The 21,740-nt window shown below is 62.5% G+C and carries 17 protein-coding genes; 5 read left to right on the forward strand and 12 right to left on the reverse strand.

The window, feature by feature from the left end; translation table 11 throughout:
- Positions 1 to 48: 48 nt before the first annotated feature.
- From cuyB to WHJ28_RS07215, 6 genes are all read right to left on the reverse strand, one after another.
- Positions 49 to 753, reverse strand: coding sequence for a cysteate racemase (cuyB, locus tag WHJ28_RS07190; protein ID WP_340041084.1), 705 nt, complete (start codon positions 751 to 753; stop codon positions 49 to 51).
- Positions 754 to 930: 177 nt separating this feature from the next.
- Entirely contained in the window at positions 931 to 2,142 is a 1,212-nt protein-coding gene (locus WHJ28_RS07195; protein WP_340041086.1) for a carboxylate--amine ligase, read from the reverse strand.
- Positions 2,129 to 2,344 (reverse strand): hypothetical protein, encoded by a 216-nt coding sequence (locus WHJ28_RS07200; RefSeq protein ID WP_340041088.1) that lies wholly within the window; start codon positions 2,342 to 2,344, stop codon positions 2,129 to 2,131. Before WHJ28_RS07200 ends, WHJ28_RS07195 begins: the two co-directional genes overlap by 14 nt.
- A gap of 95 nt (positions 2,345 to 2,439) precedes the next feature.
- Positions 2,440 to 4,671 carry a RelA/SpoT family protein gene (locus WHJ28_RS07205; protein WP_340041090.1) on the reverse strand — a complete coding sequence of 744 codons (2,232 nt, stop codon included), beginning with the start codon at positions 4,669 to 4,671 and terminating at the stop codon, positions 2,440 to 2,442.
- A 176-nt stretch (positions 4,672 to 4,847) separates the two neighbouring features.
- On the reverse strand, positions 4,848 to 6,914 hold the full coding sequence (gene recJ, locus WHJ28_RS07210) for a single-stranded-DNA-specific exonuclease RecJ (RefSeq protein ID WP_340041092.1): 2,067 nt from the start codon (positions 6,912 to 6,914) through the stop codon (positions 4,848 to 4,850).
- Between the two features lie 186 nt (positions 6,915 to 7,100).
- Positions 7,101 to 8,141 carry a M42 family metallopeptidase gene (locus tag WHJ28_RS07215; protein WP_340041094.1) on the reverse strand — a complete coding sequence of 347 codons (1,041 nt, stop codon included), beginning with the start codon at positions 8,139 to 8,141 and terminating at the stop codon, positions 7,101 to 7,103.
- A gap of 67 nt (positions 8,142 to 8,208) precedes the next feature.
- Here WHJ28_RS07215 and ybaK point away from each other — a divergent pair, with 67 nt between their 5' ends.
- The 5 genes from ybaK to WHJ28_RS07240 all read left to right on the forward strand — a co-directional run bounded on the left by ybaK (position 8,209) and on the right by WHJ28_RS07240 (position 14,409).
- Positions 8,209 to 8,685 (forward strand): Cys-tRNA(Pro) deacylase, encoded by a 477-nt coding sequence (gene ybaK / locus WHJ28_RS07220; protein WP_340041096.1) that lies wholly within the window; start codon positions 8,209 to 8,211, stop codon positions 8,683 to 8,685.
- A gap of 249 nt (positions 8,686 to 8,934) precedes the next feature.
- The gene (locus tag WHJ28_RS07225; protein WP_340041098.1) at positions 8,935 to 9,780 is read left to right on the forward strand and encodes a DUF4358 domain-containing protein; all 846 of its coding nucleotides are present in this window, start codon (positions 8,935 to 8,937) and stop codon (positions 9,778 to 9,780) included.
- A 92-nt stretch (positions 9,781 to 9,872) separates the two neighbouring features.
- Complete coding sequence (locus WHJ28_RS07230) at positions 9,873 to 10,343, forward strand: hypothetical protein (protein WP_340041100.1); 471 nt, start codon at positions 9,873 to 9,875, stop codon at positions 10,341 to 10,343.
- A 246-nt stretch (positions 10,344 to 10,589) separates the two neighbouring features.
- Positions 10,590 to 12,863, forward strand: a complete 2,274-nt coding sequence (locus WHJ28_RS07235; RefSeq protein ID WP_340041102.1) for an Ig-like domain-containing protein — start codon at positions 10,590 to 10,592, stop codon at positions 12,861 to 12,863.
- A 37-nt stretch (positions 12,864 to 12,900) separates the two neighbouring features.
- Positions 12,901 to 14,409 (forward strand): Ig-like domain-containing protein, encoded by a 1,509-nt coding sequence (locus WHJ28_RS07240; RefSeq protein WP_340041104.1) that lies wholly within the window; start codon positions 12,901 to 12,903, stop codon positions 14,407 to 14,409.
- Positions 14,410 to 14,469: 60 nt separating this feature from the next.
- On the opposite strand, the gene htpG is transcribed toward WHJ28_RS07240, so the two are convergent.
- The 6 genes from htpG to thyA form a co-directional block, all read right to left on the reverse strand.
- Positions 14,470 to 16,389, reverse strand: a complete 1,920-nt coding sequence (gene htpG, locus WHJ28_RS07245; protein WP_340041106.1) for a molecular chaperone HtpG — start codon at positions 16,387 to 16,389, stop codon at positions 14,470 to 14,472.
- A 121-nt stretch (positions 16,390 to 16,510) separates the two neighbouring features.
- The gene (locus tag WHJ28_RS07250; RefSeq protein ID WP_340041108.1) at positions 16,511 to 17,941 is read right to left on the reverse strand and encodes a hypothetical protein; all 1,431 of its coding nucleotides are present in this window, start codon (positions 17,939 to 17,941) and stop codon (positions 16,511 to 16,513) included.
- Positions 17,942 to 18,063: 122 nt separating this feature from the next.
- Complete coding sequence (gene mnmE / locus WHJ28_RS07255) at positions 18,064 to 19,434, reverse strand: tRNA uridine-5-carboxymethylaminomethyl(34) synthesis GTPase MnmE (protein ID WP_340041110.1); 1,371 nt, start codon at positions 19,432 to 19,434, stop codon at positions 18,064 to 18,066.
- A 381-nt stretch (positions 19,435 to 19,815) separates the two neighbouring features.
- Positions 19,816 to 20,388: an NUDIX hydrolase gene (locus tag WHJ28_RS07260; RefSeq protein WP_340041112.1), complete on the reverse strand. Its 573-nt coding sequence runs from the start codon at positions 20,386 to 20,388 to the stop codon at positions 19,816 to 19,818.
- Complete coding sequence (locus WHJ28_RS07265; protein WP_340041114.1) at positions 20,388 to 20,867, reverse strand: dihydrofolate reductase; 480 nt, start codon at positions 20,865 to 20,867, stop codon at positions 20,388 to 20,390. The genes WHJ28_RS07260 and WHJ28_RS07265 overlap by 1 nt, the downstream gene beginning before the upstream one ends.
- A gap of 12 nt (positions 20,868 to 20,879) precedes the next feature.
- Complete coding sequence (gene thyA / locus WHJ28_RS07270; RefSeq protein ID WP_340041115.1) at positions 20,880 to 21,710, reverse strand: thymidylate synthase; 831 nt, start codon at positions 21,708 to 21,710, stop codon at positions 20,880 to 20,882.
- Positions 21,711 to 21,740 lie beyond the last annotated feature (30 nt).

Below are 21,740 nucleotides of genomic sequence, written 5' to 3' on the forward strand. Positions count from 1 at the left end.
ATTCACCACCAGAAACTTGTAGGGCCGATGTCGCCATCGGCCCATTGCTTATACCATCCGCAGCTTGTAGCCGCAGGCGGTGATACACCGCTGAGCCAGCACGTCCATAGCGTCCAGATAGTGGTCGGGCAGGCCGTGATAGGTGCGGTAGACACTCAGCTCGGTGCAGCCCAGAATGGCGCTGTCGCACCCGGCCTGACGGAGCCAGCGGTCAATGACGGCGAATTTCTCCCGGGAGCCCTTTTCCCCCCGCTTGATCTCGTCGTAGATGATGCACATCACCAGCTTCTGGACCTCATCCGGAGGAGAGACGGCCTCAATGCCCCGGGCGGTACACTCCTTCTGATACACGCCGGTGCGGATGGTGCCGTCGGTGGCCAGGATGCCCACCTTGCGCCGCCCCTCCTCCGCCAGCACCCCCACGGTCTCCCGGGGCATATGGATGAGAGGGATGGAGATATCCCCCTGAAGCCGATCGGCAAAGTAGTGGGAGGTGTTGCAGGGAATGGCCAGCACAGTGCAGCCGCCCCCCTCCAGCAGACGGGCTCCCGAGAGCAGACGCCGGTAGCAGCCCTCCGCGTCGCCCCCCAGAATGGCGGCGGTGCGGTCGGGCATGGAGGTGTCGCTCCAGATCAGGGTGGGCAGGTGCTCCTGGTCGCAGGAGGCGTCGGTGCGGTCCAGAATCCGCTGATAAAAGTCCTGGGTGGCCTGGGGCCCCATGCCGCCCAAGATGCCAAGTCGTTGTTCAGGCATATCGCCACCTCCTGCCATATTCCGGCATGGGGCCCCTACAAGCGTTTTGGCCGCAGGCCAAAACCTTGGTGCCGGGGCAATTCACTTGCCCCGAGCAGATCCAATCACCGGGGTCCCCGCACGGCGCAAGCCGGGTGGGGCGGCCCATGCCGCCCAGAATGCCAAAGCGTTGTTCCATTATTTCACCTTTTCCATACAAGAGGCGTACCAGCCCACATAGCGGCGCTGGCCCTTCAGGATGCGCAGGGTACGCACCAGGCCGTTGTCCGGCTTATAGAACAGGGGGTTGACCACGGCGTTGGCCTTTTCCAGCGCCTTCATCTCCTGGTGGTACCGGAGATTCACATAGTCATAGGCCACCTTGGGGGGAATGACCCACCATAGATGGCGGTTGCGGGTAATGGTCAGCTCACAGTCCCTGCCCAACACCCGGTCCTCCACCAGGTACTTGGCCAGATTGTAGCCCGCCCCGGTGACATAGTAGTTGGACCGGCCCTGGCGGCAGTTGATCTCAAAGGCCTTGAACTTGCCGTCCCGCTGGTCGTACTTGATATCAAAGTTGGAGAAGCCGGTGAAGTGGATGGCCTCCAGGAAGTCTTTCAGCTTCTCGCACAGCTCGGGCTCGGGCTCGGTGATGATGACGGCGTGGTTGCCGATGGCGTGGGCGGTGTGCTCCTCCAGCAGGACGTGGCCCACGCACATGAGGCGCACCTTGCCGTCGGCGCCGGAGTAGTTGGTCACCACCCGCATGAAACTGTCGTCACCAGGGATAAAGTCCTGGATGATGAGGGAGTCCTCATATCCGGCGTTGTAGATATCGTCAATGACCTGGTCCACTTCCTCCCGAGTCTGGAGGACGTAGGCCTTCTTCTGAGTGGGGAAGGGATGCTTCCAGTAGGTATCCGACTCGGCGGGCTTGACCACAAAGGGGCCATCAAAAGGCAGGGTAAAGCCGTGGCCCTCCCCCTTGTGGTAGACGTAGGTGGCCGGATGGTCGATGCCGTACTGGTCGCACAGGTCGTAGAACTTCTCCTTGTGGATCAGGGTCTCCAGCATGGACAGGTCCACATAGGGAGCGATGACGTTCTCCGGGTAGTTGGGCAGGTTGGCGGAAATGGAGTTGAGGTAGTTGTCTCCGCAGCCCAGCACCAAAATCTTCTTGTCCGGGTGCTCACGGGCCACCTCGGTGACGTTCTCCAGCACCTTGTCCACCCGGTCGTTGTGCTCCCGTACCCGGTAGTCGATGATCTTGCTGCCGGCGCACACGCTGGCGGGAAACATTCCATACACCACGGAATGTACGCCGTAGGCCTCGTGGAAGGCCCGGGCCATGCTGTAGGCGTTGATGTCCGAGCCCAGCAGCACGGGCACAAATTCAGTTGCAGCCATTGTAAAATGCCTCCTGGAAGGTAATTTCATACCAATGTTCGCCCATGGGAATGACCTGGGCGCAATAATGTCCCGCCACATAGGCGGCCTGGGCCTCGGTAAGCCGCAGCTCCCGCCGGAGCAGCTCTCCGCCCGCAAAGCACTGGGAGATCAGCCGGTCCAGGATCTCGTTTTCTTGCAGTATCTCTCTCTGAATCATCATTCGTTCTCCTCAACAAGAGAAAAGGCGGTGATTGACTGTAGGGGCGACCCTTGTGGTCGCCCGCGGGCGGCCATAAAGGCCACCCCTACAAATTGTTATCCGGCCGCTCTCTTGACCTGGTAGACCCCCTGGATCTGACCCAGCTTGTTGATGACGGCGGTAAGCTCCGTGTGGTTCTTGACCTCCAGCACGATGCTGACGGTGGCGTAGCCGTCGGGCATGGACCGGGCGGACAGGCTGGTGGTCTTGGCCTTCATGGTGGACAGGGCCATGGCCACATCCAGGGTCAGGCCGTCCCGATCCTTGGCCGCGATCTCCAGAGACGTGCGGTAGGTAGCCAGCTCCCCGGTGGCCCAGGATACCTTGATCCAGCGCCCCTCCTCCTCCGGCTTGCGCTTCTCGGGGGCGGCGTTGGGGCAGTCCGCCCGGTGGACGGAGACGCCGAAGCCCCGGGTGATAAAGCCCACCACCGGATCGCCCGGCACGGGGGTGCAGCACTTGGCGAACTTCACCAGGCAGTTGTCGATGCCCTCCACGATGATGCCGCTCTGGTCGCTCTTGCCGGTCTTGACGGGCACAGGGGGCGGGTTGCTGGTGGAGGGGTAAATGGCATCGGCCTGCTGGGCGGTCTTTTCAGCGGCCGCCTGCTGCTCGGCCTGGCGGTTGAGCCGGGTCATCTCGTCCTTGACCCGTACCACCGCCTTCTGGGCGGACATACCGCCGTAGCCGATGGCGGCATACAGCTCATCCAGGGTGCCGAAGCGCACCTTCTTCAAAACAAAGGGCAGTACGTCCTCGGCGGTGATGGCCGCCAGGGACAGGCCCACGTGCTTGAGCTCCGACTCGAAGGAGGAACGGCCGGTGGCGATGTTCTCCTCCCGCCGCTCCTTCTTGAACCACTGGCGGATCTTATTGCGGGCCTCGTTGGACTTGCAGATCTTCATCCAGTCCCGGCTGGGGCCGTGGGCCGACTTGGAGGTGATGACCTCCACGATGTCGCCGTTTTTCAGGGGGGTATCAAAGGTGACCATGCGGCCGTTGACCTTGGCGCCCGTCATGTGGTTGCCCACGGCGGAGTGGATGTTGTAGGCAAAGTCGATGGGGGTGGCCCCGGCGGGCAGGTTGATCACGTCGCCCCGGGGGGTGAACACGAAGACCTCGTCGGAGAACAGGTCCACCCGCATGGTGCGCACAAATTCCTCGGCGTCCACGTCCTGCTGGCTCTCCAGCAGCTTGCGTACCCACTCGAAGGCGGCCTCGGTACCCAGCTTGGCATTGGCCATGCCCTGCTTGTACTTCCAGTGGGCGGCGATGCCGTACTCAGCGGTGTGGTGCATCTCCCAGGTGCGGATCTGCACCTCGAAGGGGATGCCGTCCCGGCCGATGACGGTGGTGTGGAGGGACTGATAGCCGTTGGGCTTGGGGGTGCCGATGTAGTCCTTGAACCGGCCCAGCACCGGGTTGAACAGGTCGTGGATCACACCCAGTACATTGTAGCACTCGGAGATGTCATCCACAATGACCCGAAAGGCATAGAGATCAAAGATCTCGTCCATGGTCTTGTTCTGGGTGTACATTTTCCGGTAGATGGAATAGGCGTGCTTCACCCGGCCATAGATGGTGCAGTGGATGCCCTCGGCGTCCAGCCGCTCCTGGATGCGCCGCTGGACCGTGGCCAGGAATTCCTCATGGGCGGCGGAACGGGCGGCCAGCTCGTCGGAGATCTCCTTGTAGCCCACCGGGTCCAGGTAACGCAGGGAGGTATCCTCCAGCTCCCACTTGATGCGCTGCATACCCAAGCGGTGGGCGATGGGGGCGTAGATCTCCATGGTCTCCAGGGCCTTCTCCTTCTGCTTTCTGGGAGACTGGTACTCCATGGTCCGCATATTGTGGAGGCGGTCGCAGATCTTGATGAGGATCACCCGGATGTCCTTGGCCATGGCCATGAGCATCTTGCGCAGGTTCTCCATCTGCTCCTCTTCCTTGGAGGTGTACTGCACCCGGGTCAGCTTGGTGACGCCCTCCACCAGGTCGGCCACCACCACCCCGAAGAGTTTGGCGATCTCTTCATGGGTGGAGCCGGTGTCCTCAATACAGTCGTGGAGGAGGGCGGCGATGATGGAATCGGTGTCCAGCTCCAGCTCGGCCACGATCTCGGCCACCGCCAAGGGGTGGGTGATATAGGGCGATCCGTCCTTACGCAGCTGCCCGGAGTGGGCATTGTCCGCATAGGTGAACGCGCTGAACAGGCGCTGGGCGTCCAGCGCCGGATTATATGCTTTGATTTTGTCCTCAAGAGCCTGATAACGCTCCAGGATGGGGTCCATACAGGGCACCTCCTGTTGAAATAAAAATAATATTGTGGGGATGCCTCCTTGCTTCCCCCCTATGGGGGGAAGCTGTCGAGCACAGCGAGACTGATGAGGGGTTCCTTGTGTCGGGCACCCCCTCATCCGGCCCTGCGGGCCACCTTCCCCCCTATGGGGGGAAGGCTGTTCAAGGCTTATCCGCTCATGCCCCGCAGCCGGCGCATGATCCAGCTGTCATCCAGGTCCACCTTGCCCTCCACACTCCGCAGGGCAATGTGGAGGTGGTCGGTGGTGTGTTCCAGCCGGATGAGTCCCCGCTCGTCAAAGACCTCCAGACATACCAAGGTACGCATGACAGTCTCCCGCCGTCCGGCGGAGCGGGCGATGTTGCGGGCCAGCCGGTGGGCGGTCTCCTCCAGAGGGGACTGTCCGGCATGGCCCTTCAAATAGCGCCAGAGAACCACAAACTCCTCTCTGGTGGGCAACAGGGCGGCCGCCTCCCGGCGGGTCAGCTCCTCGCCCCGGCGGAATTTTTCAAACAGGGCCCGCTCGGCTTGAGCCCGGGTGAGGGCGGGACGCAGATCGCACACCTGGAACTGGACCGAGCGCCACCCCCGGTACTCATTGATCTGGGGGGTAAAGGCCACGTCCACCCGGTCTCCCTGAGCCACCCCCATCCCGGCGGCGGTGGCAGAGAAGAAGATGGCGTCAAAGCTGCGGCCGCCGGAGGCCAGCTTCAGCTTCAGATGCCGGCCGCCCCCCACCTCGCTGAGGGCGGTAATGAGACAGCCCGACAGGGAGAACACCGGCTTGGGGTTGCCCGAGCCGTAGGGCTCCAGCAGGTCCAGGCCCTCCACCCCCTCCAGGGTAAGGATACCCACATCGTCCACCGGACAATCCACATCCAGGGTGGACACCATCTCGGCCCCCCCGGTACACTGACGGACATAGTCGTTCATGGCGGCGGCAAAGGCGGGAATGTTCTCCTCCAGAATGGTAAAGCCCGCCGCCAGCTCATGGCCGCCGAAGCCCTCCAGCAGGGGGGCGCAGTGCTCCAGAGCGGCAAACAGGTTGAAGCCGCCGAAGGACCGGCAGGAACCTTTTCCCTTGCCGTCCTGAAGGCAGATCATAAAGGCGGGGCAGGAGTACTTCTCCGCCAGGCGGGAGGCCACAATGCCCACCACCCCCTGGTGCCAGTGGTCGCCGGCCAGCACCAGAGCATACCGCTCCTCCGGCGGCAGGGCCTCGGCCAGTTCCTGACATTCGGAGGAGATCCGGGCCTCGATGGTCTGCCGCTCCCGGTTGAGCTCGCACAGCTGGATGGCCAGTTCCTCTCCCCGGGCGGGATCTGCGGTGAGCAGCAACTCGGCGGCCAAGGAGGCGCAGCCCATCCGGCCAGAGGCATTGAGCCGTGGGGCCAGGGTGTAGCCGATGGCCACCGAGTTGAGGGGCCGCTCCTCCAGGCCCGCCTGAACCAGCAGGGCCTTCAGGCCGGGGCGGCTGGTTTGGCGCAGGGCCTCCAAACCCAGCCGCACAATGGTGCGGTTCTCCCCGGTGAGGCTCATCACATCGGCCACCGTACCGATAGCCGCCAGATCGGCGTACCGGCTCAGCAGTTCCTCCTGCCGGGCAGGACCGCCCAGGGCCAGCACCAGCTTGAGAGCCACCCCCACGCCCGCCAGACATTGAAACGGATAGGAGCAGTCGGCCTGGTGGGGGTCCACCACTGCCAGCGCGGCGGGCAGCTCCTCCTTGCATTCGTGGTGGTCGGTGATCACCAGATCCATGCCCAGACGGGTGGCGTGGCGGGCCTCCTCCACGGCGGTGATGCCGCAGTCCACCGTCACCACCAGACTGACCCCCGCCTGGTGGAGGGTATCCAGGGCATCGGTGTTCAGGCCGTAGCCCTCCTCCATCCGGTCGGGGATGTAGGGGATCACATCTCCCCCCTCCCGGCGGAGGAAGTCGGTGAGCAGGCTGGTGGAGGTGATGCCGTCCACGTCGTAGTCGCCGTAGACTGCAATGGTCTCCCCCGCCGCCAGGGCACGGGCCAGCCGGGCGGCGGCCCTGTCCATGTCTTTCATCAGCAGGGGATCCTGAAGCTGACCCCGTCCCGCATCCAGAAATGCACGGGCCTTCTCCGGGGTATCCAGCCCCCGGGCGCACAGGGTCATGGCCGCCAGAGTGGGCAGTCCCGCCCGCTCCAAAGCGGCTACCGCGGCCGGATCGCTGGCCGCCTGATTCCATTGTTTATATTTCATGGGCGGCCACCGTCCTTTCCCATTAAAATTACCCTTTATTATATCAAATGCCTTTCCCTGTGACAAGGCCTTGGAAAAAACGGCGGACGGCAAACTGCCGTCCGCGCGTCCCGATGCGGGCGGGTGTGGGCACCCGCCCCTACGCCTTTCCCGTCCCATGTAGGGGCGCACAGTGTGCGCCCGACTTTATCCCAGCTCCAGATACAGGCTCACCAAATCAATGGTGGCCTTCATCCCATCAAAATGCGTCCGCTCCATGCCGTGGGAGGCGTGGACACCGGGGCCGATGAGGGCGCCCTTGGCGTCCATGCCCGTCTTCCAGGCCACTGCCACATCGGAGCCGTAATGGGGGTAGATATCCACCGCGTAGTCCACCCCGTTGTTCTTGGCCAGCTCCACCAGACGGCTCACCATCTCATAGTCGTAGGGTCCGTTGCTGTCCTTGGCGCAGATGGACACCTGATACTCGGTGCAGCTCAGATCGTCGCCCACGCAGCCCATATCCACCGCCAGCAGCTCGTCCACCGGAGGCAGAGTGGCGCCGCCGTGGCCCACCTCCTCGTGGACGGTGAAGCACACGTCGGTGTCGTAGCGGGGGCGCACCTTGGCAAAGTGCATCAGCCGCAGCAGGGTGAGCAGAATGGCGGCGCTGCCCTTGTCGTCAATGAACCGGGACTTGAGGAAACCGCTGTCGGTGACGGTGGTCTTGGGATCAAAGCACACATAGTCCCCGGCGCAGATGCCCAGAGCCTCCACGTCCTTCTTGCTCTTCACCTTCTCGTCGATGCGTACCGCCAGTTCCTTCTCCTCCCGGGGCCGGGTGGCGGCGTCATCATAGACGTGGACCGCGGGGGACAGGGACAGGATGGTACCGGTGTACACCTTGCCGTCCCGGGTGTAGATGCGGCAGTACTCGCCGTCCAGGGTGGGCAGGATGGGGCCGCCCACCTTGGTGATCTTCAGCATACCGTCGGCGGTGATGGAGCGCACCATCAGGCCCAGGGTATCCACATGGGCGCACAGGCCGATTTTCTTGCCCTTCTCCCGGCCGGGCACCGATACGATCAGGTTGCCCTTGTTGGTGCGCCGGGTGGTATAGCCGTGGTCCTGGGCGATCTGCTCCGCCTCCCGCACCACGTTCTGGGTAAATCCGCTGGGGCTGTCAATGGCCAGCAGCCGCTTGGCAATGTCCATCATGATGCCCTGACAATTTTGTGTATCCAGCATTTGCGTCCGCTCCTTGATTGTAGTATGATGTCCCTATCTTATACCAAACCACGGGAGCGATGCAACCATGTCCGAAGAAAAGACCAATGTGATGCGGGTACTGGATCAAAAAAAGGTGCCCTACACCCCCCACCACTACGCCCACCCCGACGGGGCGGTGGACGGCGCCAGCGTGGCCGCCCTCATTGACAAGGACCCGGCCAGCGTGTGCAAGACTCTGGTGACCCAGGGGGCCAGCAAGAAATATTATGTGTTCGTCATCCCGGTGCTGAAGGAGCTGGACCTGAAGGCCGCCGCCAAGGCGGTGGGAGAGAAATCCATCGAGATGATCAAGCAGGCCCAGCTGCTCCCCCTCACCGGTTACGTCCACGGGGGCTGCTCCCCGGTGGGCATGAAGAAGCAGTTCCCCACCGTCTTTGACCAGAGCGTGGAGAGCCTGGACACCATTACCGTCAGCGCCGGCAAGATTGGCGCCCAGGTGGAGGTGGCCCCGGCTGCCCTGGCGGTCCTGGTGCGGGGCCGGTTTGCTCCGGTGGCGAAATAAAACTTTATGCGCCAAGAGCATACCACGAAAACAAGCAAAGGCTGTGGCGCATGAAGTTTATGCGCATATGGGCCGTCCCGGCCCATGCGCTTTGATTTCATGGCCGTGCCGCTGAAAGCGGCACATGGCCAATTTTGCTATGCAAAAGCATAGCAAAATTGGCCATAAAATTTTTCCTCTTTTGGGGAACCTTTTTCAAAAAGCCCCGTCTATCCTTGTGACAACAAACTTGCAAGGAGGACCTTATCCATGAAAAAATTCGGCGCCGCCGCACTGGCCCTGACCCTGGCCGGTTCCATGACCCTCCCCGCCCTGGCTGTGGAGACCCCCGTGCTCATCTCCGCCAAGGTGGGCTACACCACTTCCATCACCCTCAACGGAGAGAAGCTGGACACCGCCGCCCTCCCCGCCGCCTCCGACTCCATGCTGCCCCTGCGTTTGCTGGCCGAGTCCGACCACGGCAACGTGTACTGGGATCAGGAGGGCAACGAGGCCTGGTTCAACTTCGGACAGGACAAGATCACCGTAAACTTTGACGACAACACCATTCTGGTCAACGACGAGCTGGTGAAGGAGAAGGCGGAGGTTACCGCCGGCGTAACTTATGTGTCCGCCGGCGTGCTGGCCCTGCTGGACGGCTACACCGTCACCTGGGCCGACCCCACCGCCGAGGACTTTGGCGCTGTGGACATCACCACCCCCAACAACGACCCCATGGTCAAGCTGGCTTACTCCATCATGGAGAGCAGCGAGATGTTCGGCTCCCGCACCTACGAGGATATGCTGGCCGACGCCTATAAGTTCCCCGTGGATGAGTTTGAGCAGATCGTGGCCTTCTTCCCCATGATCACCTCCCCCGACACCGTCATCGTCGGCAAGCTGGCGGAGGGCGCCAACGAGAAGGCGGTCACCGACGCTCTGGAGGCCTACCGCAAGCAGCAGGAGGACACCTTCTCCTGGTACCTGGCCCAGAACCTGCCCAAGGTGCAGGATGCCCGCACCGTGATTGAGGACGGCTATGTGTTCTTCTTCATCGGCGAGAACGCCGATCAGGCCGAGCAGCTGTTCCACGACTTCGTGGCCGCTCAGGGCTGAACCTTTCAAGCACGAAACAAGGTCCCGGCTGCGGCCGGGGCCTTGTTTTTTACACCGGCAGCGGCTATAATGTGAAAAAAGGAGGGATCTCCATGGAAGAACACACCCCCGTATCCGCCACTCAGGCCCTGGAGGATCTGGAGGCCTGTTACCAGCATTTTATAGATAAGTTGAAGAAAAGCAAGGCGTCCAGTGTGGGCGAGGTCATGGGCAACTTCTTCCGGGCCCAGGGCAATCCCCGGGTGTCCTATGCGGTGGAGGAGTTTGACGCCGCCATGACGGAACGTCTGACTGTCCTCACCGGTCTGCTGGAGACCTGTCCGGCGGAGGAGGCCTGCCGCCTGGCTGTCCAGGCCCTGGAGCTGATGCTCTTCTATCCCGTCCCCACCGATCACACCGTGGCCTTCTCCCTGTCCGCCTTTGAAGGGCGGGCCATGGCCCTGCTGCCCTTTCTTTCCCCCGACAGGCAGCGGGAACTGGCCACCCGCTACGCCAGGCGTACCACCCCCCGGCAGATGCTGCCCAATCAGAAGAGACTGTGGAAGGCCCTCTCCCAGCTCTGACTGGCCGGAATATCCTTCCAAACTGAATTAATACAAACCGCGCAAAATGCAGGAAAACCCACTGCTTTGCGCGGTTTTTTTGTTTTCCTCCTGAATATCTTTCCACAAACACTATGCAGCCGGCAAATTGTTTTACCAAAAAAAAGAGTATATAGTTGTGATTGGAAAAAAGGTCCGGCAGGGCAGAGTGCGGAGGAGCTCCGCCCTGTTTGACCTGAGCGCACCCTGACAGGAGGAAGAAATCATATGAAAAAGCACATCTTGTCCCTGGCGTTGACCCTGGGGCTGGTACTGACCCTGTGTCCTGCCGCCCTGGCCGCAGGCAAGGGTCTGTCCAACTTCCAGAAGAGCGCCGCCTACACCGCCGGTACCTTTACCGATGTGCCCGCCAGCACCTGGTACACGGAAAACGTCAAGACCGCCTATGAGCTGGGTCTGATGAAGGGCACCAGCTCCGTTGCCTTCTCCCCCGACGGCAACATTACCGTGGGTTCCGCCATCGCCCTGGCCTGCCGGCTCCACAGCATCTATCACACCGGCGGCGCCAACTTCATCCAGGGCAACCCCTGGTATCAGGTCTATGTGGACTATGCCGTGAAGAACGGCATCATCACCCAGGGCCAGTTTACCAACTATGACGCCGTGGCCACCCGCCGGCAGTTTGCCGCCATTCTGGCCAAGGCTCTGCCCAAGGAGGCTCTGGAGGAGAAAAACACGGTGGAAGACGGCACCATCCCCGATCTGGCCGCCGGTTCCGCCAACTATGACGACATCTATCTCCTCTACCGGGCGGGCATCCTCACCGGCAGCGACTCCAAGGGCACCTTCGTCCCCGAGTCCACCATTACCCGCTCGTCGGTGGCCGCCATCGTCTCCCGCATGGCCATGCCCCAGCTGCGGCAGTCCGTCACCATGAAGGTGGTTCCCGCCACCAAGCTGACCATGAACCAGACCAGCCTGACGCTGGAGGAGGGCAAGACCTCCACCCTTACCGTCACCCCCACTCCCGCTGACGCCACCGTCTCCAACGTGACCTGGAAGTCCTCCAACGCCAGCGTGGCTGCTGTGGACAACGGCAAGGTCACCGCGGTGAAGAAGGGTACCGCCACCATCACCGCCTCCGCCGCCAACGGGGTCAAGGCCACCTGTAAGGTCACCGTCACCCCCGCCCCCGTGGAGGTCACCGGCGTCTCCCTGAACAAGTCCACCATGAGTCTGGCGGAGGGCACCACCGGCCGTCTGACCGCCACGGTGAAACCCAGCGACGCCACCAATGACAGCCTTACCTGGTCCTCCTCCAACACCAGCGTGGCCACCGTCAGCAGCGGCGGCACCGTCACCGCCAAGCGGGAGGGCACCGCCACCATCACCGTCACCACCTACAACGGAAAGACCGCCGCCTGCAAGGTCACCGTCACCCCCGAGATCAAGGTCTCCAGCGTCACCGTGGACCCCAGCAGCCTGACGCTGGAGGTTGGGGACAGCGAGTACCTCAGCGCCTCGGTGTATCCCTCCGACGCCACCAATGACAGCGTGGAGTGGGAGTCCTCCGACACCAGCGTGGCCACCGTCAACTCCAGCGGCAAGGTCACCGCCCTGGCCCCCGGCTCCGCCCGGATCACCGCCACCTCCGAAAACGGCCGGTATGATTACTGCCGGGTGACCGTCAAGGCCTCCACCAAGCTGGACTTCTCCGTGCCCCAGCTGAACCACAACTACGGCCCCATGACCATTGTCTACCGCTCCGGCGGCACGGTCACCAACTTCCTGGTGAATGACTTCACCTTCACCAGCGGCAAGCTTCAGTACGGCAAGGCCCGTCTGGAGGCCACCGCTCAGGGCAGTGTGGGCAGCGGCTCCCAGTACTTCTACGTCCGCATCAATCTGTACGACGCCAGCGGCAAGCTGCTGGCCACCGACTACAGCTCCAAGAGCGTGGGCAATAATCAGGACTTTGCTGTGGAGATGACCTTCGATGTGGACCCCACCGCCCTGTCCCAGGCCGCTTCCATCGAGTTTGTCAGCTACTCCGGCGACAAGGCCGTGCCCGGCCTGGTGGAGCCCGAGACCCCTGAGCCCGAGGTGGACCCGGAGAAGGAGGAGGCCATGGAGATCGGCAAAGCCATGAGCGACCACTTCACCGACGGTATGGCCGCTCTGGAGGTGGCCAAAGATGAGGTGGGCGCTGCCAGCGATGAGGCCGCCAGTAATCCTCTTGATCCGGACGTCATCAAGTCGGCCATCATCCACTACATCCCCGCCAGCGCAGCCATGAAGAGTTTCCGAACCACCGTAAGCGATATCATCACCGCCTGCGGCGACAACTCCTACTGGTCCAGTGTCAAAGCGCTTGCCACCACCCTGCTGGACGATGTGGATTCCACCATTACCATGTACGAGCAGATCGCTCAGAACGGCAATGATATGGATATCATCCGGGGTCAGAAACAATTCACCTATGTTCTCAAGCAGTGGAACAGTATTCTGAGCACGGCCAATTCCATCATCAAAAACCTGTAGTCTCAATTTTATACTTCACTGAAAGGAGTTCTGCCCCATGAAAAGACGCATCCTGTCCCTGTTTCTGGCCCTGGGCCTGTCGGTGTCCCTGCTGACCACCGGCGCCCTGGCGACCGAAGCCGGCCTGTCCAACTTCAAGTCCGTCAACGCCTATACCACCGGCACCTTTACCGACATGCCCGCCGACACCTGGTACACGGAAAACGTCAAGACCGCCTATGAGATGGCCCTGATGAAGGGCACCAGCGGCACCTCCTTCTCCCCCGACGGCAACATCACCGTGGGCTCCACCATCGCCCTGGCCTGCCGTCTCCACAGCATCTACAACACCGGCGCCGCCAACTTTGTCCAGGGCGAACCCTGGTACCAGGTCTATGTGGACTACGCCGTGAAGAACGGCATCATCTCCCAGGGCCAGTTTACCGACTACAACGCTGCGGCCACCCGCCGGCAGTTTGCCGCCATCCTGGCCCGTTCCCTGCCCGCCGAGGCTCTGGAGGCCAAGAACACCGTGGACGACGGCATGATCCCCGACGTGGCCGCCGGTTCCGACAACTACAACGACATCTATCTGCTCTACCGGGCGGGCATCCTCACCGGCAGCGACTCCAAGGGCACCTTCCAGCCTGAGACCACCATCACCCGCTCCTCTGTGGCCGCCATCGTGTCCCGCATGGCCAACCCCGCCCTGCGGCAGAACATCTCCCTCACCTATGTGGGCCTGACCGGCCTGACTCTCACCGGCCTGACCCTGGAGGCCGGCAAGACCGGCGCCGTCTCCGTACAGACGGCCCCCTCCAACGCCACCGTCAAGTCCCTGACCTGGAGCTCCTCCGACGCCAGCGTGGCCAGCGTCAGCAACGGCACCGTCACCGCCCATAAGGCGGGCACCGCCACCATCACCGCCGTGGCCGACAACGGCGTCAGCGGCTCCTGCACCGTCACTGTCACCGCCGCCCCCGTGGCCGTCTCCTCTGTCACCCTGAACCAGACCACCATGACCCTGGACGTGGGCAAGACCGGCACCCTCACCGCCACCGTCCAGCCCGCCGACGCCGCCAACAAGAACATTACCTGGACCTCCTCCAACACCGCTGTGGCCACCGTCTGGAACGGCACCGTCACCGCCGTGGCTCCCGGTACCGCCACCATCACCGCCTCCACCTCCAACGGCAAGAGCGCTTCCTGCACCGTCACTGTCAAGAAGCCGGCCAGCTCCGGGTATCAGTCCTACTCCCGGTTTGCTGGCGTGCCTGACTTCGGTCTGGTGATGGGCACCTACGCTATGGACAGCACCTATGATCCCTCCGACAACTCCGGCGGCTTCTTCTACTCCTACGCCGGCATCAAGAACGCCGGCCATAGCGAGGACTTCGCCGAGCGCTACGACGCCGCCCTGGTGGCCAGCGGCTTCCGCTTTATGGACAGCTTTACCAACGACGACGGCGGCACTACCCTGATCTACTCCAATGGCACCTATTTTGTTATGATGGGCGCCAGCGTTGCCGGCGGCGTTCCCGGCATTCTGATTGTAATTACTCCCTGAGTTTACAATTCCATGCAAAAAGGCCCCGCTGCCAACGGCAGCGGGGCCTTCTGTGATTCTTTACTTCATCAGGGAGCACACCAGCTCGGTGTAGCCCGCGGGGTCGGCCAGAGGCAGGCCGGCGATGAGCTGGGCCTGGGCGTACAGCAGCTGGGCATACTTGGCGGCCAGGTCCTTGTCCTCGGCCACCGCCCGCTTCAGGGCGGCAAAGGCGGCCGAATCGGGGTTGAGCTCCAGCACCCGCTGGGCCTTCATCTCCTTGTTGTCCGGGTCCATCCGCTGGAAGTACTTCTCCATCTCCAGGGTGATGGGGCCGTCGGTGGTGAGGCACACGGCGCCGCTCTTCAGGATCTTGGACAGGCGGGCCTCATGGATGTCGCCCCCCAGGGTCTCCTTCAGGAAGTCCAGCACCGGCTTGTTCTCCTCCGCCTTCTGCTCCAGTGCGGCCTTCTCCTCGTCGGTCTCAGGCAGGGCGTCGTCGTCGTCCACCGACTTGAAGCTCTTGCCGTCCACCGCGCCCAGCACGTTGACCACAAACTGGTCGGCCTCGGCGGTGAGGTAGAGGATCTCGTAGCCCTTGTCCCGGATGCGCTCGGCCTGGGGCAGCTTGTCCAGCTTGGCGGTATCCTCGCCGCAGGCAAAGTAGACGTACTGCTGATCCTCGGCCATCCGCTCCTTGTACTCGGCCAGGGTGGTCAGCTTGCCGTCCCTGGAGGACCAGAACAGCAGCAGGTCGCTGAGCAGGTCCTTGTGGACGCCGTAGTCGGCCACCACACCCATCTTGATCTGGGGACCGAAGGCCTTCCAGAAGGTCTCGTACTTCTCCCGGTCGTCCTTCTGGAGGCGGAGCAGCTCGCCCTTGATCTTCTTCTCCAGGTTGTTGGCAATGACCTTCAGCTGACGGGTGTGCTGGAGCATCTCGCGGGAAATGTTCAGGGAGAAGTCCTGGGAGTCCACCACACCCTTGACGAAGCGGAAGTGCTCGGGCAAAAGGTCGGCGCACTTGTCCATGATGAGCACGCCGGAGGAGTAGAGCTGCAGGCCCTTCTCATATTCCCGGGTGTAGAAGTCGTAGGGGGCGTGAGAGGGGATGTAGAGCATGGCCTTGTACTCCACGGTACCCTCGGCGGAGACGTGGATCACGCTCAGGGGGTCCTCCCAGTCACCGTACTTCTCCTTGTAGAACTGGTTATATTCCTCGGTCTTGACCTCACTCTTGGGCCGCTGCCACAGGGGCACCATGGAGTTGAGGGTCTCCCATACATCGTAGTCCTCCCACTCGGGCTTGTAGTCGTCGCCTGCGTCCTCCGGACGGGGCTTCTGGCGGGACTTGTGCATGAGCATGACGATGGGGTAGTGGATATAGTCGGAGTACTTCTTCACCAGATCGGCGATGCGGTACTGCTCCAGATACTCGTCGTAGTGGTCGTCGTCGGTATTGGCCTTGATGTGGAGGACAATGTCGGTGCCCACGCTCTCCTTCTCGCAGGGGGTGATGGTGTAGCCGTCGGCGCCGTCGGACTCCCAGCGGAAGGCCTCCTCGGCGCCGTAGGCCTTACTGGTGACGGTGACGTGGTCGGCCACCATGAAGGCAGAGTAGAAGCCCACGCCGAACTGACCGATGATGTCGGTGGTATCTCCCTCGGCCTTCTCCTGCCTGGCCATTTCCTCCTTGAACTGGAGGGAGCCGCTGCGGGCGATGGTGCCCAAGTTCTGCTCCAGCTCTTCCTTGGTCATGCCGATGCCGTTGTCGCTAATGGTGAGGGTGCGGGCGATCTGGTCGGGGGTGAGGGTAATCTTCAGGTCCGACCGGTCCAGACCCACCTTGTCATCGGTGAGGGCCTTATAGGCCAGCTTGTCCATGGCGTCGCTGGCGTTGGAGATGATCTCCCGCAGGAAGATCTCCTTGTGGGTGTAAATGGAGTTGATCATCAGGTCCAGCAGGCGCTTGGACTCCGCTTTGAACTGTTTCTTTGCCATGGTGGATGCCTCCTGTATCTTAAACTATATGTAAAAACACAGCGTTAGCACTCAGATGTCCTGAGTGCTAACGCTATCATAATCCTTCGTATGAAAAATTGCAAGGGGGTTCAAGAAATGTTTACAATTCATCTCCCGGCGTCCACAGGGCGGCCCGGAGGGCCTCCACGCTGTCAAAGTGGCTCAGGGGGCCGTCGTCCGTCGGCTCTCCCAGCCGGAGCACTCCGGCGGGCTGGCCGCCGATGGTCACCAGATAGGTGGCCTGCCAGTCCAGGCCGTGGACCCGCAACTGGCTGTCCACATAGGAGCCCCCGGCCAGCAGTTGGGGAGCCCGCTCGGGCGGATCGGTGCGGAAGGCCGCACCGATGGTGTAGGCCTTGGCATCCAGAGCAGAAGCCTGATCCTCCTCCCGGAAGCAGGTCAGCTCCCAGCTCACGAAGCCGCCTTCGCCGCCCACTTGCGCCAGTCTGGCATCGTAGTAGGCGTCGGTCAGTTCCCGGCAGGCGGCGTAGGCCTCCTGGTCGATGTCGTCCGGGGTATCACAGCTGGTGCGGATGAGCTGGTAGAGGGACTCATCCTCCAGGTGGACCTTGCTCCGGGGCAAATTGCTCCCGCCGAAGATCTCCACCACGTTTTCCTCCAGCCCCACCTGGAGATGGAGCGCATCATCTTCGGAGTAGGCCCCCTGATCCTTTGGGGCCAGGTAGCAATCCAGGGTCCATATGATGTCGGTGTCCGAGCCATTGAGGGTGAGATCGGGATGGTCCACCGGGTGGGCCGCCGCGGCCCGGATAAGGTCGGCCAGCTGCTCCGCCTCGAGGGGATCGTTGGGCCCATACCAGCTCACAGAGCCGATATTCTCCCCCTCCAGCCCGGCCAGCAGCTCCAGCAGCTTGTCGGAGGCGGTATTCCGGTGGGACCGGATGTGCCAGTTCTCCCCGTCCTTTCCCAGGGCCAGTTCAATACGGGAGCCGTCCTCCCCCTCGTCAGTCCACAGCAGAGCGGTTCCGGCAGCCTCGTCCACCTGGCCTCCGGCGCACACAAAACAGCCAGGGCCGAAGTCGCTGGTAAAGTTGTACCAGGCGTCGAACTTCTCCAGATAGGGCACGCCGGAGGTGTCCAGATCGGCGGAGGTGATGCCGGCGTAGCGCTCCAGGGCCTGGTCCACCGAAGCGCGGAGGATGCGGTGGGTGGGCACGGAACCCGGCGAATTCCCCCAGGGGTAGCCGGGCAGGGCTTTCAGGGCGTTAGACTCCGCCTCATCTTCGGCGCTCAATGTACCGTCGCCGGGGAAGTAGTACAAAAAGTCAGCAAAGTCCAAATTTTTCACATCGTCATAATAACAGGTAAAGAAGCAGCTCACTGGGGCAACGTAGGTCACGCCGTCTTGCTCCACCAGGGGTGAGAAGGCCTCGTTGACCCGGTCAATCTCCTCCTGGGTCAGGGGGCGCGGCTCCGCCGCCGGAGATGGGGATGCAGGGGGCGGTGTCTGTGCCGCGCAGCCGCACAGGGCAAGGGCCAGCAGCAGGGCAGGCAATACCGTGCGCTTCATAACAGTAACCTCCTTTTCTGCCTCCATCCTACCATGTTCCGTGGTACAGAGGGTTACAGGGCCGGTGCCAATGTGGAGACAAGGTGTTACAAAGCGCAAAAAAGAGCGGCCAAAGGCCGCCCCTATTTTCCAACACAGAACCGCTCGAAGATGCGTGCGGTGATGTCCTCCCGGATGTTGGCTCCGGTGAGCTCACCCAGGGCGGACAGGGCCTCCTCCACGTCGGTAAGGAGGGCATCGGGCGTGATCCCCGCCTCCAGGCTCTCCTCCGCCCGGGCTACGCCCTCCAGAGCCCGCCGGGCGGCCTCCGCCTGCCGGGCGTTGGTGAGCAGTTCTCCCGCCCCTCCGGCGCCCACCGTGGGGAAGAGGCCTTCCACCAGCTCTCCCAGCATATCCAGCCCCTGGCCGGTCTTGGAGGACACTGCTACCACCGGGGGCATCTCCTCCACCCCCAGCACGGGCATGGGCTTGGAGGGCAGGTCCGCCTTGGTACGCACCAGGAGCACCGGCGCGTGGGCTCTGGCCTGGGCCAGCAGGTCCCAGTCCTCCTCCCCCAGAACCGCTGAGCCGTCCCACAGCACAAGGATGAGGGCGGCCTCCTCCAGAGCGGCCCGGCTGCGCTCCACGCCGATGCGCTCCACGGTGTCCTCGGTCTCCCGGATGCCGGCGGTGTCAATGAGCCGCAGGGTCACGCCCCCCAGCACGCACTTGGCCTCCACCGTATCCCGGGTGGTGCCGGGGATGTCGGTGACGATGGCCCGGTCATAGCCCACCAGGGCGTTGAGCAGGGAGGACTTGCCCGCATTGGGCCGCCCCACCAGCACGCAGGGCACCCCCCCGGCAATGTATCGGCCCCGCTGGTAGGTGGCCAGCAGGTCCTCCAGGGCCGATTTTGCCCCGGTCAATCCCGCCCGGATGGTGTCCGCCCGGAAAGGGTCGATATCCTCGTCGGGATAATCCAGCACGGCGTGGAAGTGGGCCAGCAGGTCGGTAAGGCCGTCGTAAATGGCCCCCACCCGGCGGCCCAGAGCGCCGGAGAGCTGCCCGGCGGCCTGATGCACGGCGGCGGGGGTCTCGGCGTCGATGAGGTCGGCCACCGCCTCCGCCTGTGTCAGGTCCAGCCGCCCGTTGAGGAAGGCCCGACGGGTAAATTCCCCCGGCCCCGCCTGCCGCACCCCCTGGGCAAAGAGGGCCTCCAGGCCCAGAGAGAGCACCGCCGGGGAGCCGTGGCACTGGAGTTCCGCCGTATCCTCCCCGGTGTAGCTGTGGGGGCCGTGGGAAATGGTGGCCAAGGCCTGGTCAATCACCTCGCCCCCCGGCCCCAGCAGCTCCCCCAGCACCAGGTGCCGGTCCTCCTGCGCCGTCAGAGGTTTGCCCCCCAGGGGCCGAAACACCGCGGAGACCGCGGCAATGGCCTCCGGCCCGCTGAGACGCAGGATGCCGATGGCGCTGGGAACGGCTGGCGTGGCGATGGCTGCGATGGTGTCGGACATGGTCTTTCCTTCCCGTCTCCCCCTGTGTGGAAACTTTGGCAATTCTGCCGTGGATTTTTCCCTTGACTGCTTTTATGTCTACCGGAATATGAATAACGGCTGTTTTCCACTGGTGTAGACAAGTGTGGAAAACCCTGTGGATAATGTGGAAAACCCTGTGGGCCAACGCGCTTTCGCGCAACTTCCATCTTTTTACATTGCATATCTGTTTGTATATGCCGTGTCAAAAGAATTTATGGTCTCACATTTTTTGTCAGCTTGTCAAAAAATATGGCTGGTTTTTGGGCAAGTCGGCACTTGCGCCGGGCAGACAGGCATGATATCATAACCATATGGTAACCGTCTGCCGCGCATGGCCCCAGCCCTTGTGCGGCAGACCTTTTACGGCCTTTTTCCCACCAGCCGCCGGGCCCGTTCCAGCAGCTTGGTGTAGATCTCATCCATCTGCCACTCGCCTGTCAGCTCCAGCAGCCGGTCCGCCGGCAGCCAGGCCACACCTGTATTCTCCCCCTCCCGATAATGGAGGGGGTCACTTTCGTCTGCGGTCAGCAGATAGGTGAGATTCAGGTGCTGATGGGAGGGCACCCACGCCCCCCGCTTCACATGGCCCCACACCGGCAGGATCTCCAGAGAGGCCAGCGCCGTGCTCAGGGGCCGGATGTGCTCCACCCCCGTCTCCTCCCGCGCCTCCCGCAGGGCCACCGACAGCAGGTCGGCTTCCCCGTCGGCATGGCCGCCGGTCCAGGCCCATACTTTATAGAGGTTGTGGTGAGCCATCAGCACACGGCTGGCGTCGGCGTTGACCACAAAGCCGGAGGCGGTAAAGTGGGCGATCCTGTTCTGCCGGGTCAGGATATCGTCCGGGAACAAGCGCAGGTACTCCAGCATCATTTCCTTGTCCCCAACCTCCTGCTGGTTTTGTGGCACATAGGCCGCTATCTCCGCCCGGTACATCAGTTCACCCTCTCGTAAGTCACATAGCGGAAGGTCAGGCCCTCATGCTCCTGCCAATCCCCCTCCTCCGTCACCTGCCACGCCGGATCGGCGTCCAGGTTGGGGAAGAAAGAATCGGCGGGCCAGGCCCTGTCGATCTTGGTGATATAGGCCTTGTCGCAGTAAGGCAGCAGAGCCTTGTACACGCTCTCCCCGCCGATGACGAAAGCATCCGCCGGGGCCGCCTTCAGCAGGTCCTCCACGCCGGAGAACACCTCCGATCCCTCGGGAGCGAAGGCGGCATTGCGGGACAAAATCAGATTGCGCCGGTTCTTCAGCGGCCGGCCGCCGGGGAAAGTGGTCAGGGTCTTGCGGCCCAGAATGACGGCGCGGCCGGTGGTGAGGGACTGGAACCGCTTCAGGTCGGCGGGGATATAGCACAGCTGATCCCCGTCCTTGCCGATGGCCCAGTTCTGGTCTACCGCTGCAATGAGATTCATAGCAGTCCCTCCTTACACCGCCACCGGGATGGGCTGGTCCAGGGTGTGGAACTGGTAGCCCTCCAGCTGGAAGCTCTCCTTGGTAAAGGCGTAGAAGTCGGTGACGGACGGGTCTATCCACAGCTTGGGCGCCTCGTAGGGGGTGCGGGCGATGATCTCCTCCACCACCGGCACATGGCGGTCATAGATGTGGGCGTCGGCAATGACGTGGACCAGCTCGCCAACCTCCAGGCCGGACACCCGGGCCATCATGTGGACCAGGGCGGCGTACTGCATCACGTTCCAGCCGTTGGCGGTAAGCATATCCTGGCTGCGCTGGTTGAGAATGGCGTTGAGGGTGTGTCCGCTGACGTTAAAGGTCATGGAGTAGGCGCAGGGGTAGAGGGCCATCTCATGGAGGTCGTGGTGGTTATAGAGGTTGGTCATGATCCGCCGGGAAGCCGGATTGTGCTTCAAATCGTAGAGCACCCGGTCCACCTGGTCGAACATTCCCTCGGCATACTGGTGGCGTACCCCCAGCTGATAGCCGTAGGCCTTGCCGATGGAGCCGCTCTCATCGGCCCAGGCGTCCCAGATGTGGCTGTTCAGGTCGTGGATGTTGTTGGACTTCTTCTGCCAGATCCACAAAAGCTCGTCCACCGCGCTCTTGAAGGCCATCTTCCGGATGGTCTGGACGGGAAACTCCTCCCGCAGGTCATAGCGGTTGACGATACAAAATTTCTTCACGGTGTGGGCGGGGGTACCGTCCTCCCACCGGGGGCGCACCTCCTGGTCGGTGTCCCACACCCCATGGGCCAGAATATCCTTGCAATTTTGAATAAACAGCTCATCTGCTCTGCTCATCGCGTACCTCCCGTTTTTGAAAACTTCGTT

This window comes from Flavonifractor porci, assembly GCF_037572415.1.
GTDB lineage: Bacteria > Bacillota > Clostridia > Oscillospirales > Oscillospiraceae > Flavonifractor > Flavonifractor porci.